At 65.3% G+C, this 16,481-nt stretch carries 14 protein-coding genes and 1 pseudogene; 10 read left to right on the top strand and 5 right to left on the bottom strand.

Features of this window, described 5'->3' with window-relative positions; translation table 11 throughout:
• The coding region (locus Q8P38_01105) for a DUF222 domain-containing protein (protein ID MDP4013212.1) at positions 1–749 on the top strand (749 nt) is incomplete at its 5' end.
• Positions 750–817: 68 nt separating this feature from the next.
• On the opposite strand, the gene Q8P38_01100 is transcribed toward Q8P38_01105, so the two are convergent.
• Positions 818–3,568 carry a hypothetical protein gene (locus tag Q8P38_01100; GenBank protein MDP4013211.1) on the bottom strand — a complete coding sequence of 917 codons (2,751 nt, stop codon included), beginning with the start codon at positions 3,566–3,568 and terminating at the stop codon, positions 818–820.
• 178 nt (positions 3,569–3,746) lie between these two features.
• On the opposite strand from Q8P38_01100, the gene Q8P38_01095 reads away from it, so the two are divergent.
• From Q8P38_01095 to Q8P38_01065, 7 genes are all read left to right on the top strand, one after another.
• Positions 3,747–4,055 (top strand): nucleotidyltransferase domain-containing protein, encoded by a 309-nt coding sequence (locus tag Q8P38_01095; protein ID MDP4013210.1) that lies wholly within the window; start codon positions 3,747–3,749, stop codon positions 4,053–4,055.
• A complete protein-coding gene (locus tag Q8P38_01090; protein MDP4013209.1) occupies positions 4,045–4,254 on the top strand; it encodes a DUF86 domain-containing protein in 210 nt (69 codons plus the stop codon). The genes Q8P38_01095 and Q8P38_01090 overlap by 11 nt, the downstream gene beginning before the upstream one ends.
• Positions 4,255–4,466: 212 nt before the next feature.
• Positions 4,467–6,824, top strand: coding sequence for a carbamoyltransferase HypF (gene hypF / locus Q8P38_01085; protein MDP4013208.1), 2,358 nt, complete (start codon positions 4,467–4,469; stop codon positions 6,822–6,824).
• A 7-nt stretch (positions 6,825–6,831) separates the two neighbouring features.
• Entirely contained in the window at positions 6,832–7,125 is a 294-nt protein-coding gene (locus Q8P38_01080; GenBank protein MDP4013207.1) for a HypC/HybG/HupF family hydrogenase formation chaperone, read from the top strand.
• Positions 7,122–8,222: a hydrogenase formation protein HypD gene (hypD, locus tag Q8P38_01075; protein MDP4013206.1), complete on the top strand. Its 1,101-nt coding sequence runs from the start codon at positions 7,122–7,124 to the stop codon at positions 8,220–8,222. The genes Q8P38_01080 and hypD overlap by 4 nt, the downstream gene beginning before the upstream one ends.
• Positions 8,219–9,325 carry a hydrogenase expression/formation protein HypE gene (gene hypE / locus Q8P38_01070; protein MDP4013205.1) on the top strand — a complete coding sequence of 369 codons (1,107 nt, stop codon included), beginning with the start codon at positions 8,219–8,221 and terminating at the stop codon, positions 9,323–9,325. Before hypD ends, hypE begins: the two co-directional genes overlap by 4 nt.
• Positions 9,325–11,034 carry a hydrogenase maturation protein gene (locus Q8P38_01065; GenBank protein MDP4013204.1) on the top strand — a complete coding sequence of 570 codons (1,710 nt, stop codon included), beginning with the start codon at positions 9,325–9,327 and terminating at the stop codon, positions 11,032–11,034. Before hypE ends, Q8P38_01065 begins: the two co-directional genes overlap by 1 nt.
• A 30-nt stretch (positions 11,035–11,064) precedes the next feature.
• Here Q8P38_01065 and Q8P38_01060 read toward each other — a convergent pair whose 3' ends face one another.
• Both Q8P38_01060 and Q8P38_01055 read right to left on the bottom strand, forming a co-directional pair.
• Positions 11,065–11,553: a hypothetical protein gene (locus Q8P38_01060; GenBank protein MDP4013203.1), complete on the bottom strand. Its 489-nt coding sequence runs from the start codon at positions 11,551–11,553 to the stop codon at positions 11,065–11,067.
• A 129-nt stretch (positions 11,554–11,682) separates the two neighbouring features.
• Positions 11,683–12,183: a hypothetical protein gene (locus Q8P38_01055; GenBank protein ID MDP4013202.1), complete on the bottom strand. Its 501-nt coding sequence runs from the start codon at positions 12,181–12,183 to the stop codon at positions 11,683–11,685.
• Positions 12,184–12,304: 121 nt separating this feature from the next.
• On the opposite strand from Q8P38_01055, the gene Q8P38_01050 reads away from it, so the two are divergent.
• A complete protein-coding gene (locus Q8P38_01050; GenBank protein MDP4013201.1) occupies positions 12,305–12,748 on the top strand; it encodes a hypothetical protein in 444 nt (147 codons plus the stop codon).
• Here the strand turns inward: Q8P38_01050 and Q8P38_01045 are convergent.
• Positions 12,721–14,562: a site-specific integrase gene (locus Q8P38_01045; GenBank protein MDP4013200.1), complete on the bottom strand. Its 1,842-nt coding sequence runs from the start codon at positions 14,560–14,562 to the stop codon at positions 12,721–12,723. The two genes, Q8P38_01050 and Q8P38_01045, sit on opposite strands and share 28 nt — an antisense overlap.
• Positions 14,559–15,581: a tyrosine-type recombinase/integrase gene (locus tag Q8P38_01040; protein ID MDP4013199.1), complete on the bottom strand. Its 1,023-nt coding sequence runs from the start codon at positions 15,579–15,581 to the stop codon at positions 14,559–14,561. The genes Q8P38_01045 and Q8P38_01040 overlap by 4 nt, the downstream gene beginning before the upstream one ends.
• A 146-nt stretch (positions 15,582–15,727) precedes the next feature.
• On the opposite strand from Q8P38_01040, the pseudogene Q8P38_01035 reads away from it, so the two are divergent.
• Positions 15,728–16,375, top strand: a pseudogene (locus tag Q8P38_01035) (DDE-type integrase/transposase/recombinase).
• Positions 16,376–16,481: the final 106 nt, after the last annotated feature.

Raw genomic sequence — 16,481 nt, 5'->3', positions numbered from 1 at the left:
GTCAGGACCGCCGCGTGGAGTTACGAGACGAACAAGACGGCATGTGTGAACTACTCGCCCTACTGCCTGAGGAGGACGGCGGCAGGATCTGGCGGCGCCTAACCGCGATCGCCAAAGGCATGTCCGATGACGGCACCGGGCGTCGCATCGATCAAATCCGCGCCGACACCCTCACCGACCTAATCCTGAACAACCCCACGGGCGCCGCCGGCGCCGCCGCCGCCACTGGTGTTGAGGTGAACGTCGTCGTCGGTTTGGACACGCTACTGGGGCTGGCCGAGGACCCAGGTGATGTGACTGGTTTGGGTCCGGTCCCGGCCGCTGTGGCTCGTGAACTGGCCGCCGATGGTACGTGGAGGGCCTGGGTCAGGGACGCGGCGTCGTCCACGGTGATCTCCACTGGTTCTCGCACATACACCCCGGGTGCGGCGTTGGCTCGGTTGGTTCGGGCACGCGAACCGTATTGCCGCCATCCTGGTTGCCGCCGCCAGTCCCAGGCTTGCGATCTTGATCATGCCGTCGCGTGGCCCAAGGGAGCTACCACAGCGCAGAACTTAGGGCCGTTGTGCCGGAGGCATCACAACCAAAAAACCCACCACGGCTGGGACCTAGACACGGGCCTGGACCCCGACCCAGACCTGGACCCCAAGACAGGGCAAGACGGCAACGCGGCAGCGGCTGGCTGGACATGGCGCACGCCAGCCGGAATCACCATCACCGACAAACCCCCACCGCCACTACTGGAGTAACCGGGGCGAGGGCGGGCCGGGCGGAAGTCCGAGGCCGCCGAGCGCGTGGCGGGTGCTTCAGAACAACATCAGCCGGATCGGTTGCTGGCGGAAGCGGCGGCCTGCGCTAGTGCTTCGTCGGTGAACACCGGAAGCCCGAGGTCGGCGCGATAGCCGTGGATCTCATCGATCGCCAGCTCCTGGATGAACACGAGGATCTCCTCGCTGATCACTTGCCCAGGGACCAGGATCGGGAACCCAGGCGGGTACGGAATGATGAACTTCGACGACACGAGCTGGCGCCCGCCGCGAATCTGCTCCAGCGCATCCTCCAGGGGCACATAGTCATGGTTTTCGCCCCGATAGGCCAGGAAGAACGCGGCGCGAATATCACCTTCCGGTGTAGAAGGATTGGGCCGGAAGGCGGCATGGAACTCGCTGAAGTTCGGCAGGGGTGGAAGCTCCGACTGGAGATGCCGAACTTTACTTTCCCAGAGCTTGATCTCCGCAGGACTGCTCTCCCTTCGCTGACTGTCAAGCCAGCGCGCGATCTCACGGAGGGCGAGCAGGAGGTAGTCGATCGATGACCAGGTAGTCCCGATGTTCGTCATGAAAAGCGCGGTGTTCGTCGCGGTCTTGTTGACCTGAATTCCGAACCGGTCCATCAGTTCGCTGACCTTGAATTCATCCCCCGTCAATCCCGTATCCCCCACATATAGGGTCAAGCGCGTCGGATCAAGCACGAACTCATCGGACTCAAAGGCCTGCTCGACCTCCGTGAGCCCTGCGAAGCCGGCCAGGTGATTGTAGGACGCGACTCCCGATGGTCGAAACTGTTCCGGGATCATGTCGCCAGGGCCGAGGAACCGGAAGTACCTGTTGAGCAGCGGGTCGGCATGCACGCGGTCCCGCACTACTACAGCCATCTGAATGGCCGCGGCGCTCCTGCCGTAACCCTCCAGCTCCACCTGTCGCCGGGCCAAGTCGAGCGAGGCGAGGATCTGGTAGTTCGGGGAAGTAGTCGTGTGCGTGAAGTACGCCTCGTGAAACGAATCGGAGACGTCCGACGCGAACTCCTCATCCCATTCGTGGATCATGGACCCTTGGCGCAGGGACGACAGTGACTTGTGCGTCGACTGGGTCGCGTAGACCCTGACTTTCGCCACGTCTGGATCCGGCATGAGCGGCCGATCCAGCCAGGTGCTGTCGTCTTCGGGGTCCAGCTTGTCGAATTCCTGCTTCCAAGTCCGATAGCGCTCCCGGTACTCCCTCGAGTCCAGAGCCCACCGCAAACGCGCCGCTGAGCACATCGCGGTGCGGCTGCGGTAGCTGGGGTGCAGCTGGGCGAACGCGAACCAGGCCTCATCCCACAGGAAAACCATTCCGGGATGGATCGCCAGCACTTCCTCCATCACGCGGATCGGATGGTAGACGATGCCGTCGAAAGTGCAGTTGGTAAGAAGGAGCATGCGCACGTCGTCAAGCCGTCCCGCCCGTTTCAGGGAAAGCAGCTGCTCCTTGATCGTGCGGATCGGTACAGCCCCGTACATCGCGTAGTCCGGAAGCGGGTAAGCGTCCAAGTAAACAGGACGAGCTCCCGACATGACGAGCCCATAATGATGCGACTTGTGGCAATCCCGGTCGATCAGAACTATGTCGCCCGGTCGGCACACAGCCTGAACGACGATCTTGTTCGATGTCGATGTGCCATTGGTGGCGAAGTAGGTCGCCTTCGCTCCGAACGCCCGGGCGGCGGCGTCCTGAGCTTCGCGCAAGGTACCGGTCGGCGACAGCAGCGAGTCCAGGCCACCGACCGTTGAAGAAGTCTCGGCCATGAAGATCTGCTCGCCGTAGAAGTCACTCATGTCCTGCAGCCACTCGGAGTTGAACACGGAGTTGCCGCGCGCTATCGGAAGGGCGTGGAAATTGCCGATCGGCCTCTTCGCGTACTCCTTCAGCGCGTCGAAGAACGGCGTGCGGAATCGGCGCCTCACGCCGTCAATCGTGGCCATGTGGATCTCGGCAGGGTGCTCCCGGCGATAGAAGACCCTGTTGAACAGAGCCTGGTCCTCCGGATCCGGCAGCTGACCCTCGGCGTCAACTGTCAAGTACAAGTCAAGCTCAGGCCGTAGCCGCCGGATGGCCGCCGCGAGCAGCGGGCCGTGCATGCGGAGGCCACTGGTCTCCTCCAGCTTGGCCAGAAGATCAGCCTCACGCCGGAAGAACTCAAGCGGGTTGTCTGAACGCAGCGGCACATCACCGCGGATCCAAACGGCCTGCACCTGCGGATTGGCCACGACCGCCGCCAGCGCGTCTTCGATCGATGCGAGAGGCAGAAGTTCGAATACGAATTCATCCTCGCGGCTCCGGGCCTCACGCAACGCCCGACGCACTTCTTTCATCTGGCGGTGCGTCAAAGACTCCGTCACCAGAACTGTGAAGTAGTGCCGCTCAACAGCCTCCTCCAGGAGGTCATCCACTTCCAAGGACAGGTCGAACGGATCGTCCAGGATGGCCGCTCTGTCCCCAAGCTCGATCAGGAGGGTCTCCAGCCTGTCCATGTGAGCGGCCAGGACGTCAACGTCGGGTGCGGTCAGCGAGGAGCGGACCATCTCGATGGTTCCAGGCCCCGGGAACGCAAAGTACCTCTCCCAGGGCTCGAGGACATCGAGGCTGTGCCGGATCAGCGGAATGAGTTCGTCCGCGTTACCACCGTGGAGAGCCAGCCGCTCAGTCAAACCTCGGATTCGAGCCCAATGGTCAAACCTCATCTGGGACGGGTTCACGTGAATATCGTGCCGGGTCACTGGCTTCCCCGGCTCGCTATCCGACGATGACATCCGGTACTCCTAGGCCAGGCAAGGCCGCTCGCTCACACGCATAACGAGGCTAGCCAATACACGGGGGCGACGCTCTCCGTCGGGACCAACACCTACGGACGCCAGCCGCGACTTTCGATGCCGCAACCGGGGCTAACGTCGCCCGATTGAGCTACGGTGTCGAGCGGGAGGGCAAGCGATGAATCCGGATCTGGTGGGTCGCAAGTCCGAAATCGAGACCCTGTGCCGACGCTACCGCGTTCGCCGACTGGAGTTGTTCGGCTCGGCCACCACCGACCGCTACCGCCCGGGTGACAGCGACCTCGACTTCCTGGTTGAGTTCGAACCATTGCCTGTCGGCGCCTACGCCGACACGTACTTCGGCCTGCTCGAAGCGCTGGAACTACTTTTCGGTGTCCCGGCGGATCTCGTCGTGGGCTCGGCCATCAGAAACCCCTTCTTCCGTCAGTCGGTAGACCAGACCAAGGCGCTCCTCTATGCAGCTTGAAGTCAGGAAATGTCTCTACGATATCCAGCAGGCCGCGACCGCACTGAGGGAATTCACCGCAGGCAAGACGTTCGCCGACTACACATGCGAGGCCATGTTGCGAGCCGCAGTCGAACGCCAGTTCGAGATCATCGGCGAGGCCCTCGCGCAGCTCGCTAGGCGCGACGAAGAAGTGGCTGAGCGAGCGGTGAACAGCTGAGCATTCGCGCCTGCCTGACCTACGGCCCACCGCGCCCCAGAGCGAGTCGGCCGACTGCGACCTGGGCGAGACGGGGCCACACTGGTCGGAGGGCCGGGAGCAACAGGGCGAGGACCGATGCGTGAACAGCGGAGGCTGCTATGGGCGCCAAGCGACCGTCGGGATCTTCCGACAGGGGCAACTCGCCGCCCGGCTTCGACTACCGTCGTTGCATGACAGACGGCGTTGGCACGGATACGTCCACGCCGACTCGATTTCAGGTCGAGGTGCGGGGAACCGTTCAAGGCGTGGGATTCCGGCCGTTCGTTTACCTGCTGGCTGGAGAACTCGGCCTTGACGGCTGGGTGCGCAATGTGGATGGCCGTGTCGAGATTCAGGTCGACGGTCCGCGAGCCAGGCTCGATGAGTTCGTGGTCCGCCTCCGAAGCGACGCGCCCCCCGTTGCCAGGGTGGAGACCATCGGCGTAGCCCATCTTCCCGCCACCCCTGCCCCCGCGAACTCTGGCTTCGTCATCCTCGAAAGCGCCAGCGATACCCCAGGCGGGCAGCGGTGGTTCCCGCCGGACATCGCGGTCTGCGACAACTGCGCCGCCGAGATGCTCGACCCCGACGACCGTCGCCACAGGTACCCGTTCATCAACTGCACGAACTGCGGGCCGCGGGCGACCATCATCGACGACCTTCCGTACGACCGCCGCTACACGGTGATGCGCGCGTTTCCGCTGTGCCAAGCGTGCCGGAGGGAGTACGAGGATCCCACCGATAGGCGGTTCCACGCCGAGCCGATCGCGTGCCCAGACTGCGGCCCTCAGCTCGCCTACCGACCCAGCGCCGACGCCAACATCCAGTTCACGGCCGAATCGGCCCTCGCTGCGGCCATCGCGGACCTGGCCTCCGGGCGAATCGTGGCAGTGAAGGGCTTGGGTGGCTATCAGCTCGCGTGCGACGCGACAGACGAGGATGCGGTGCGGCGGCTGAGGGAACGCAAGCACCGTTGGGCCAAGCCACTCGCGGTCATGACGCCTGATCTGGCCGCTGCCGAGGACCTCGCGCACGTCTCGGATCCTGAGCTTGAACTGGTCACGTCGTCCGCCAGACCGATCGTGCTGATGGAGGCGAAGGCCGGGTCACACCTCGCCGCCGCGGTCTGTGCGGGCAACCCACGAGTCGGCCTGTTCCTGCCCTACACACCCATGCACCATCTCCTCGTGGGCGGCTTCGGTCGGCCGGTTGTGCTGACCAGCGGGAACCTATCCGACGAGCCGATCGCGATCGACGACTCTGATGCGCTGCTGCGTCTGGGGCAGATCGCTGACAGCTTCCTGACGAACAACCGCCAGATCCGCGCGCGCTACGACGACTCGGTAACACGTGTGGTGCGAGGCAGCCGCGCGATCATCCGCCGCGCCCGGGGCTACGCGCCAACACCCATGGCCCTGCCCTTCCCCGCACGGGAGCCCCTGCTGGCCACGGGCGCTCATCTGAAGCACACGTTCGCGCTCGCCCTAGGGGATCGCGCCTGGATCGGCCCACACACCGGTGATCTGGAGGACGCTGCCACGCACGATGCCTTCACGTGGAACCTGAACCACCTCGCGCGTTTGCAGGCTCTGGAGCCCGTCGTCGTCGCCCACGACCTGCACCCCGGCTACCTGTCAACCCAGTACGCGGTGGCCAACTTCAGCCAGGAGCAGCGCATCGGAATCCAGCACCACCACGCGCATGTCGCCGCATGCGCCGCCGAGCACGGGCTACGCGACGAGGTCATCGGAGTCGCGTTCGACGGCATCGGCCTGGGGGACGACGCCACGCTGTGGGGCGGGGAGATCCTGATCGCGGATCTGCTCGACTACTCTCGCTTCGCCCGCTTCGGGCTGGCCCCCATGCCCGGCGGCGACGCGGCGGTGCGCAAGCCATACCGGATGGCGCTGGGCTACCTCTTCGGCGCGGAAGGGCCCAATGCCGGGGAGGCGGGGCTGTCGGCCCAGGTGCGCGACCAAGCTTCCCCATTCCTCGACGGGCTCGACCCGCGCGAGGTCGAGATAGTCCGAACCCAGGTCGCCCGCGGTCTGAACGCTCCGCTGACCTCAAGCGCGGGCCGGTTGTTCGACGCCGCCTCGAGTCTGCTCGGCCTTTGCGACGTCGCCGCCTTCGAGGCGCAGGCCGCGATCGAACTGGAGACGGCAGCCGACCAACGGGAGTCCGGGGAACTGCCCTGGGAACTGCGCCGCTGCGACGGGCTTTGGGTCTATGACCCCCGCCCGACTCTCGCCGCGCTGATCACCGGCAGGGCCGATTCGATCAACATCGGGGCGCTGGCCGCCCGGTTCCACAACACTGTTATCGCGGTGACGACAGCCCTGTGCTTGGAAGCTCGGAAGGAGCGCGGCTTGAACACGGTGTGCCTCTCAGGCGGTGTCCTGCAAAACCAGTGGCTCGCTGCTAGGCTGCCCGCTTCGCTGGAGGGCGAAGGCTTCGAGGTCTACATGGGCGAGGAGATCCCGGTGAACGACGGCGGAATCAGCTACGGCCAAGCAGCGATCGCGGCTGCTCGGCTCCAGGGAAGGTGATGCGGCGATGTGTCTAGGTATCCCAGGGCGGATTCTCGAAGTCGAGGGGGCCGAGGAGTTCCGTACCGCCAGCGTTGACTTCGGGGGTGTGCGGCGACAGGTGTGCCTGGCGTTCGTTCCCGAAGCTGAGGTCGGCGAATACGTGATAGTCCACGTCGGATTCGCGATCAGCCGCGTGGACGAAGCTGAAGCGATGCAGACCCTCGCCATCATCCAGGAGATGAGCGATCTGTACGAACAGGAACTCGCCGCGACCGCGGAATCGGAGCACGGCCGCGAGTTGAAGGACTCCCCCCGATGAAGTTCATCAGTGAGTACCGGGACCCGAAACTGGCCAAGGCCCTCGTCGCGGAAATCCACGAGACAGTCACGCGCCAGTGGAGCCTGATGGAGGTGTGCGGGGGGCAGACCAACACGATCATCCGCCAGGGCATTGACGAACTGCTTCCCGAGAAGGTCCGCCTCATCCACGGACCAGGTTGCCCGGTGTGTGTCACGCCGCTTGAGCAAATCGACCGCGCATTGGCCATCGCCGGACTCCCTGACGTGATCTTCACTAGCTACGGGGACATGCTGCGCGTGCCCGGTTCCGAGACGGACCTGCTCTCCTTGCGGGCACAGGGCGCCGACGTCAGGTTCGTCTACTCCCCGCTGGACGCGGTCAAGCTCGCGGCGGCGAACCCGCAGCACCAGGTCGTCTTCTTCGGCGTCGGATTCGAGACGACGGCGCCGGCAAACGCCATGGCGATCCTGCACGCCGAGGCGCTCGGCCTGGACAACTTCTCGATGCTCATCAGCCACGTGCTCGTGCCACCCGCCCTCGCGGCTGTCCTGCAGTCGCCCGCGTGCACGGTGCAGGGGTTCCTCGCCGCTGGGCACGTCTGCACAGTGATGGGCATGGGCGAATACGAGCCCATCGCGTCGAAGTACAAGGTCCCGATCGTTGTCACGGGCTTTGAGCCGCTCGACATCCTCGAGGGGATCCTGATGGTCGTGCGCCAGCTTGAAGAAGGCCGCTTCGAGGTCGAGAACCAGTACGCACGCTCAGTCCGCCGCGACGGCAACCGTCCCGCCCAGGACACAATCCAGCGGGTGTTCGAGGTGGGCGAGAGGACTTGGCGCGGAATCGGGACGATTCCGGATTCAGGGCTGCACATCTCCCCGGCGTATCAGGGGTTCGACGCCGAGACTCGCTTCGCCGTGCGTGACATCACAGCCCGGGAACACCCCGACTGCATAGCCGGCGACATCCTGCAGGGCGCGAAGCTGCCCACCGATTGCGCCGCGTATGGCACGTTGTGCGATCCGGAGACACCGCTGGGCGCCCCGATGGTGTCCGCCGAGGGAACCTGCGCTGCCTACTTCGCAGCCCGACGAGAGGCGGTGCCGTCACCATGACGTCCGTCCCACGTCCCGGCACGCGCGCTACGGACAGCGCCCTGCCCGACCCGCTCGCGGCTACCTGCCCCGCTCCCCGAACGGACAAGGACACGGTGCTGGTCGGCCACGGGTCCGGCGGCCAGCTGTCCCAGCGGCTCATGAGCGATGTGATCGGCCCGGCGCTGGCTCCTGCCGCGCCTGGTGGGACGCTCAACGACGCCGCGATCATCCGGCTTGGCGGTGTCCGACTGGCGTTCACAACTGACTCCTACGTCGTCAGTCCGTTGTTCTTCCCGGGCGGCGACATCGGCAAGTTGGCGGTGCATGGCACCATCAACGACCTGGCCATGATGGGCGCGCTCCCGAAGGCCCTGTCTCTGGCGTTCATCGTCGAGGAAGGGCTGCACATCGACGACCTGCGCCGCGTCGTCGAGTCCGTCGCCGATGCGGCGCAAGCGGCAGACGTCGAGGTTGTCACCGGGGACACGAAGGTCGTCGGCAGAGGCGCGGCGGATCGGCTCTTCGTCAACACCGCCGGCGTCGGTGCGGTGCTTCCGGCGGTCGCACCCGCGGCGGATCGGGCACGGCCGGGTGACTGCGTGATCGTGTCGGGTTCGATCGCCCGCCACGGAATGACGATCATGAGCGTCCGGGAGGGCCTGGACTTCGACTCCGACATCACGTCCGACTCCCAGCCGCTGCACCGAGTCGTCGAAGCCGCCTTCCGCGTCGCCCCCGGACCGGACAGTATCCGGGTCCTGAGGGACCCGACCAGAGGCGGACTGGCGTCCTCGCTGTGCGAGATCGCCGCTAGTTCGAGCGTGTCAATCGAGATCGACCAAGACGCGATCCCGATTCCGTCAGCGGTGAGCGCGGCTTGCGAGATGCTCGGCCTTGACCCGCTCCACGTGGCCAACGAGGGCTGCTGCGTCGCGATCGTTTCCCCCGATGCTGTCGACGATGTGCTGGCAGCATGGCGGGCCCGTCCCGAGGCCTGCGACGCGGTCCTGATCGGACACGTTCGCGAGCCGGATCCGGGGCGAGTGTTCATGCGAACCACGCTTGGCTCACGCAGAATCGTCGACATGCTCATGGGTGAGCAGCTGCCTCGGATCTGCTGATGCGCATCCTGTTCCTCACGTCCGCGCACAACGGACTCAGCCAGCGGCTCCAAACGGAGCTGGAGGAGCTGGGCCATCGGGTGACTGTCGAACTGAGCCTCACCGCGCGTGCGATGGAGAGCGCCGCAGAACTGGCGCGACCTGACCTCATCATCTGCCCCATGCTCACTCGCCGCATCCCGGATTCGGTTTGGCGGCGCCATGTGTGCCTGGTAGTCCACCCGGGAATCGTCGGGGACCGCGGACCAGCGTCGCTGGACTGGGCGATCTTGCACGGCGAGCGGACCTGGGGCGTCACCGTTCTGCAGGCGGCCGGGGAGCTTGACGGAGGAGACGTGTGGGCGACGGCGGAACTGCCTATGCGCTTCGCCCCAAAGGCGAGCATCTATCGCCTCGAGGTAACCGAGGCCGCGACTCGCGCGGTGCTGACCGCGGTGAAGCGCTTCGAGAACGGAACCTACCGACCGGTCCCGCTGGACTACTCCGACCCCGAAGTGCGCGGAGGTCCAAGACCCGGTGTGCGCGTCACTGAGCGTCGGATCGACTGGACGACGTCCACCGATGACGTGCTGCGAGTTCTGTACTCAGCGACGTCAGCGCCCGGCGTTGTCGACGAGGTCGCCGACGAGGAGTTGTTCGTCTACGGGGGTTGGGCCGAGGACATGCTGCTTGGAGCCCCGGGCCAAATCTTGGACCGCCGCCATGGTGCCGTGTGTCGGGCGACCGGGGACGGAGCTGTGTGGCTGTCCCACGTGCGACGCCCGGGCAGAACTTCCTTCAAGCTCCCGGCAGCGGTGGCCCTGAGAGACGTGCCGACGTGCGTGCCACGCCTGGCGCCTCGCCGACCCGATGGCGAGGGCACCCAGCGCACATTCCGCGACATCTGGTACGCCGAGGACGCGACCGGTGCGGTGGGGTATCTGAACTTCGACTTCGCCAACGGCGCCATGACAACGTCGCAATGTCAGCGACTGCTCGGGGCGCTGGGCGGGGCCGCGAGCCGACCAACCAAGGTGCTGGTACTGCAGGGCGGCGATGAGTTCTGGTCCACCGGCATCAACCTGGCCACGATCGAAGCCGCCAGGGACCCGGGAGCGGAGGCCTGGCGCAACATCTCGGCCATCGACGACGTAGTCGCCGCCCTAATCCAGATGACTGACAAGCTCGTGGTCGCAGCACTGCACGGCAACGCCGGGGCCGGAGGTGTGCCACTCGCGCTAGCCGCCGACTACGTCTGGTGCCGCCGGGGTGTGGTCCTCAATCCGCACTACAGGTCCATGGGCGAGCTGTACGGGTCGGAGTACTGGACATACTTGCTGCCTCGCAAAGTCGGCACCGACCTGACAAACGTCCTGACGCAGGGCATGCAGCCTCTCGGCATCCCACGCGCGGTAGACATTGGGCTGGTCGACGAGATGTCCGACAGCGTCAACGGGACCTTCCAGGAGTGGGTGCGAGGGCGGGCCACAACGCTCGCCAATGATCCGGGACTCGATCACCTCCTCGACGAGAAGGTCCGCGATCGCGCGATCCACGAGGACGACAAGCCGCTGCAGCGCTACCGCGAGGAGGAACTCGCCGAGGTCGCAACGCAGTTCTTCGACCCTGGGCATCCGTTCCACCAGGCCCGCCGGGACTTCGTCCGCAAACGTCAACCCACGCTCACTCCGCAGCACATCGCCCGGCATCGCACCGAGCTTTGGTGGTAGATGCCCGGCGAGGCGGGTCGATGGTGCGAGTCAGGGGCAGGGCGGCGGAGTCTTCGTCGTGAAGTGGAACCGCAGCGCGCGCGGCTTGTACTTCGACTCGAATCGCAGTACGTCCCCCTGCTTCGGATCATTCACGTGCGAAAAGAGGGCTCCCCTCTTCAGGAACATGACGTATCCCTTGGCGTAGGGGCTCGGCCATCCCGGAGGCGGCCCACCATTCCCCCACTTCGTGGGGGGACCCCCACCAAAAGGCGACGTCTCCCACGTGTACCCCCCGGCCTCGAGGAACTGTATCCCGCACTTCGTCGACAGCTTCACCGGATTGGCGTCGAGGAGGTCGTCGAGGTAGCTACCCTTCGGCCACACATCAGGAGTCGGCCAAACCTCAGATGGGAAAGGCTCAGGGAAAGGCTCCGGGGAAGGCGATTCCGGCGCGGGCGAAGAACACCCCGCGACAACACCTGCCAGCACGATCGCTACCACCATCGCGAGCCTGCGGCGACTCCGGCCACTTCCCATGATCACTCTCCTTACCAGCACGCCGCTGATCGGGGCCGACTCGGCCGCGGTGCAGCACGCGTCCTGGTTTCTGACGCCAGAGCCGCGTCGGAAGTTCCCGGCACTGGCCGCCGACCGGGCGCCCAGGCATCAGGGGCAGGGAGGCGGAGTCTTAGTCGTGAAGTGGAACCGCAACTCGCGCGGCTTGTAGATCGACTTGAATCGCAGTACGTCCCCCGGCTTCGGATCATTCACGAACGAATAAAGGGCTTTCCCTTTCAGGAACCTGACTCCGCCCATGGCGTAGGGGCTCGGCCAACCCGGAGGCGGCCCACCATTCCCCCACTTCGTGGGGGGACCCCCACCGAACGGAGACGTCTCCCACGTGTACCCCTCGAACTGGAGGAACTGGATTCCGCACTTCGTCGACAGCTTCACCGGGGGGGCAAGGGCGAGGTCCTCCATGTAGTTAATCTTCGGCCACACGTCAGGAGTCGGCCAAACCTCAGATGGTGGGGGTACCCCCGGTTGCTGGGGGAATAGCTCCGGGGAAGGTGATTCCGGCGCCGGAGAAGAACACGCCCCGACAACACCTACCAGCACAATCCCAATCAACAGCGCCAACCCACGGCGACTCCGGCCACTTCCCATGATCACTCCCCTTACCAGGACGCACCTGATCGGGGCCGGTTCGGCCGCAGCACTGCCCCTCCGTGTCAACCTCAAGTGAGACAGGGGTAGGTAGGTAATCCGTTTCGTTTGGAGGGCATGAATGAGGTTGATGATGTCCGAGAATTGGAACGGTTCGGTTGGTGTCGTGGATGCTGGCCGGATGGTTGATATGCCCGATCCGCAGGTCGCTCCGAGAGCGAAGCCGCGCTCGTTCACCGCGGCTTACAAGAAGAAGGTCTTGGCCGAGTATGAAGCGACACCGCGCGGTGAGCGGGGGGCGTTGCTGCGGCGGGAGAGTCTGTATTCCACGTTGATCCACAAGTGGCAGCATCAAGCGGCGAAGGCCGTCGATGAGGCGTTCGCCGGGCATCGCCCGGGCCCGAAGCCAGACGCCGCCGCCAAAGAGTTGGCTCGGATGGCGCGGGAGAACGAGCGGTTGGCCGCCGAGCTGGCAACGAGCCGGAGGATCAACGACGTTCAGGCAAAACTCTCCGCTTATACAGGTGATCGGTCTTGTCAAGTGCCAGTGGTGTCGAGTTGGTGAAGGATTGCGTCGAAGATGTGTTGTCTGGCGACTTGGCCTTTGCAGGCCGCGTCGTCGCGTTGGTTTTGCAGTACGGGCAGGAACTTGGTGCTGGTGAGGAAGAACGTGCAGCTCTCGCAGATCGTCTCGAATTGGCAGTCCAGTATCGCGGGTCTGGTGCAGTAGCCGTTGCCGAGCAGGCGGTGGGTTTCGGTGCGTAGGTGTGCCATTGCCGAGCCCTCGGCCTCGGCGGGCAGGATGACCTTGCTGGGGTCGTGGTAGAGCGCTTCGACCTTGGCGGTGACGTTGAAGTATTCCTCGGCGACGGTGCGGTCGCCGATGCGGGCGTAGAGCATCGTCATCGTCATTGTCTTGTGGCCCAGAAGCGCGGCGATCGCCTCCAGGCTCATGCCGCGGTTGATTGCTTGGGTGGCCAGGGTGTGGCGCAGTTGGTGGGGATGGACGTGGCCGATTCCGGCGGCTGCTGCCGCGCGTCGGACTGCCCCGTCGACGCGTGTTTGTGGGATGGGTCGGCCCCGGAAGGTGAGCAGCAGGTTGCTGGTCTGCCAGTCTGGGCGGTCGGCAAGCCAGACATCGATCATGTCCTTGAGGACGGGGTGCAAGGGAATGTACCGGTCGTTGTGCAGTTTGCCCACGGGGGTGCGCAGCCAGTAGTCGGACCCGATTTGCACGACCGCGTCGATCGTCAGGGCGAGCAGCTCACCTTTGCGCATCCCGGTGCGGGCCAGCAGTTCGATGGCGAGGCGGTCGAAGGGGTCTGGCAGCGCCCGGGCTGCGGCCATGAACTTCGCCGCAGTCGGGTCGTCCAGAAACCTTGGCAGGGGGGTGTCTTTGATGGGGCGGTCGCAGGAGTAGACCGGGATCCGGTGCGGAATGTCGTCGTATCCCCATTCGATGATCCGCTCGAAGAAGCCCCGCAGGTGTCCCATCCGCATCCCGATGGTCGTCTTTGATAGGTGGGGCTGGCGGCGGTATCCGGGTCGGGCGACTAGCCAGGTTCGGTAGGCCTCGATGTGCTGGCGGCTGATGTTGGCCACGCAGGTCACGTCGGGGTGCCCGGCGATGAGCAGTCCGGCCAGTTGCCGCAACGCGGTGTCGATCAGTGCCACCGATCCGGGTCGCAGGCTGATCGCGATCTGCCCCAGGTAGCGGCGCATGGTTGCGGCGAGCTGGGGGGCCTGTGCTGCGACGGTGTCCCAGTCGATCTCGTGACCGGGGTTGGACGAGCGGCGCCCGGTGGGTGCCGGGCACTGGCCTCGGTGGAACATCACCGCGTCCAAACCGAACAGCGGGGTGGTCAGCGCGTTGGTGGCGCGGCGCTCGGCCGTGGCTGCCTGGAACAGTGCCTGGCGACCGGACACGTACTCCTGCGCTGAGAGGGTGTCCGGACTGCGGCCAGTCACAACACAAATCTGGGCCAACCGGGACCACATGTGCCTGATTTGACCCTCGGTGAACCCCAGACTGGCGGCCTCGCTGGTGAACTGCGCTGCCGCCAGTGGTTCACGGCAGGTGATGTGGCGGCCCCACTGGCCCTTGGAGATGACGACGAATTGGGCATCAACGACCTGGTGAGCCATCACTGCCGCGTGGGCTGCGTAGGCTCGATCCTCCACCGCAACCGCCATCCGCTGGCCGATCGGGACTTCCAGCCAGTGGGCCAACGATCCGAAACGGGCATTGAACCGCATGGCAGCGCGAGCCCGGCACTTGCCCGCAGACGCGGTGGTCGCGGCGCGGACGTAGCCTCGTGCGATCCGGTCCAAGCCCTCTGACTCGGACGTGATCAGGTTGCTGATCACCGGTGTGTTCATGGCTGTGCCTGCGGGTCGAAACCGACACCGTCGATGACGTCCATCGCCTTGGAGTACTGCCCGTGCAGCCAATCGTTGGACAGGTGCAGGTAGATCCGGGTTGTTTCGATGCTGGCATGCCCGGCCTGGGCCTGAATGGCTTCCAACGCCATGCCAGCCTCGCGCAACCTTGTGAAGCAGGTGTGACGCAGCTCGTGGCAGGTCGCGTGGACCAGCCCGGCACGACCGCGGGCGCCGGAAAGAATCTCATCGACTCCGGCCGCCGACAGGGGGTGCCCGCGGTGGGGTCCTTTGAGGACCACGAACACCCGATCCGTCGGTGAATCGGCGGGTCGTTCAGCATCCAGATAGGCACCCAGCACCACGAAGAAGGAACCTGCCAGCGGCACGATCCGCTCATGCCCGCCCTTGCCGTGGGTGATCCAGACACGCTTATCACCTGGGCTGATGTCCGCCAACGACAGCCCGAGCACCTCGCAGCGACGCAGCCCTCCCAACACCATCGCAGCCACCATTGCCCGGTCCCGGTCGGTGCGCAACGCAGCGACCAGATCATTGACCTCCACTGGAGACAGAACCCGAGGTAGGCGGCGGGCGGATCTGATCAACGGAACCCCACGACCACCGGCACGCCGGGTCGCCAGACTGCGGGGTACTGGGTTCGCCCCGACCAGACCCCGCGCCGCGAGATAGGAGTACAGCCCCGATACCGATGCCAATCTGCGTTTGATTGTCGAGGCGGCCAAGCCGGCTTCACCGTCGCTGAAGCGCACAACGTTGCCGCCTCGTCGCGGGGCGCGTTGGGATGTGATGAACGCCAGAACATCAGCGGTGCTCACATCGCACACACCAACATCCACCGCCGCGAAGAAGACCCGCAGGTCAAAAACTTGGGCCAGCAGCGTGTTTGGTCTGGCCCGGGCGGCAACAAACGCCAAGTACTCATCAACCAACGGATCCCCGGACTTGGGGATGCCGCCGCCAGCCGAACTCGTGGGAATCGAAACAGGAACTGACATGCCGGGCCTCCTTGAGAATCGACCTTCGGCGACGTTCGGCGACCTTCAGCCAGCCTCCCACCACCGGGCTCAGATCACCTGCATATCAATGCACTCTTGGAGGAGCTTGCCAAGAGTGCGGACACCGACGAGCGGCCGACGATCTGATGGACACCGCAGTTGAGGAGTTGGTTCATGATGGCGGATGCGACCGGGGCGCCGCGTGCGCCTCGGTCGGGCGGTCCCGGGCCTCGCACTACCGGGCCAAGAACCCACCACCACCACCGGTGGGTCCCCGCCAGCGCAAGGCCCAGCCGCGGGCGTTGAGCTCGGTGGAGAACGCCGAGGTGCTGCGGGTGCTCAATAGCGAGCGGTTCGCGGACCAGGCCCCCGCCACGGTCTATGCCACTTTGCTGGACGAGGGCGTGTACCTGGCATCGGTGCCGACCATGTACCGGTTGCTGCGCGCAGCGGGACAGACCGGTGAGCGCCGGGCGCAGGCGACCCACCCGGCCTTGGTCAAACCGGAACTGATCGCCGTCGCCCCCAACCACGTATGGAGTTGGGACATCACGAAGTTGCACGGACCGGCCAAGTGGACGTACTACTACCTGTACGTGATCTTGGATATTTACTCCCGGTACGTGGTGGGCTGGATGTTAGCCCCGCATGAGCGAGCGGCCCTGGCCGAAGTGCTGATCGCGGACACAGTCGCCATGCAGGACGTTGACCCCCGCCAACTCACCCTGCACGCCGACCGCGGCTCATCGATGGCCAGCATGTTAGCCGCCACGCTGGATGAGGATGTCGGCGTCATCGTGGGTGCGGTTGAGGCGTATGACGTAGGCCCCGTCCCGGGGTTCGGGGCGGGGCCTTGATGGTCAGGCTGACGGTTTGGTGATCGGGGTGTCGCCGGTGTCG

The sequence above is a fragment of the Candidatus Nanopelagicales bacterium genome (assembly GCA_030700225.1).
GTDB lineage: Bacteria > Actinomycetota > Actinomycetes > S36-B12.
Note: the sequence above shows the minus strand (reverse complement) of the source record. Positions and strands in the feature narration are given on the sequence as shown.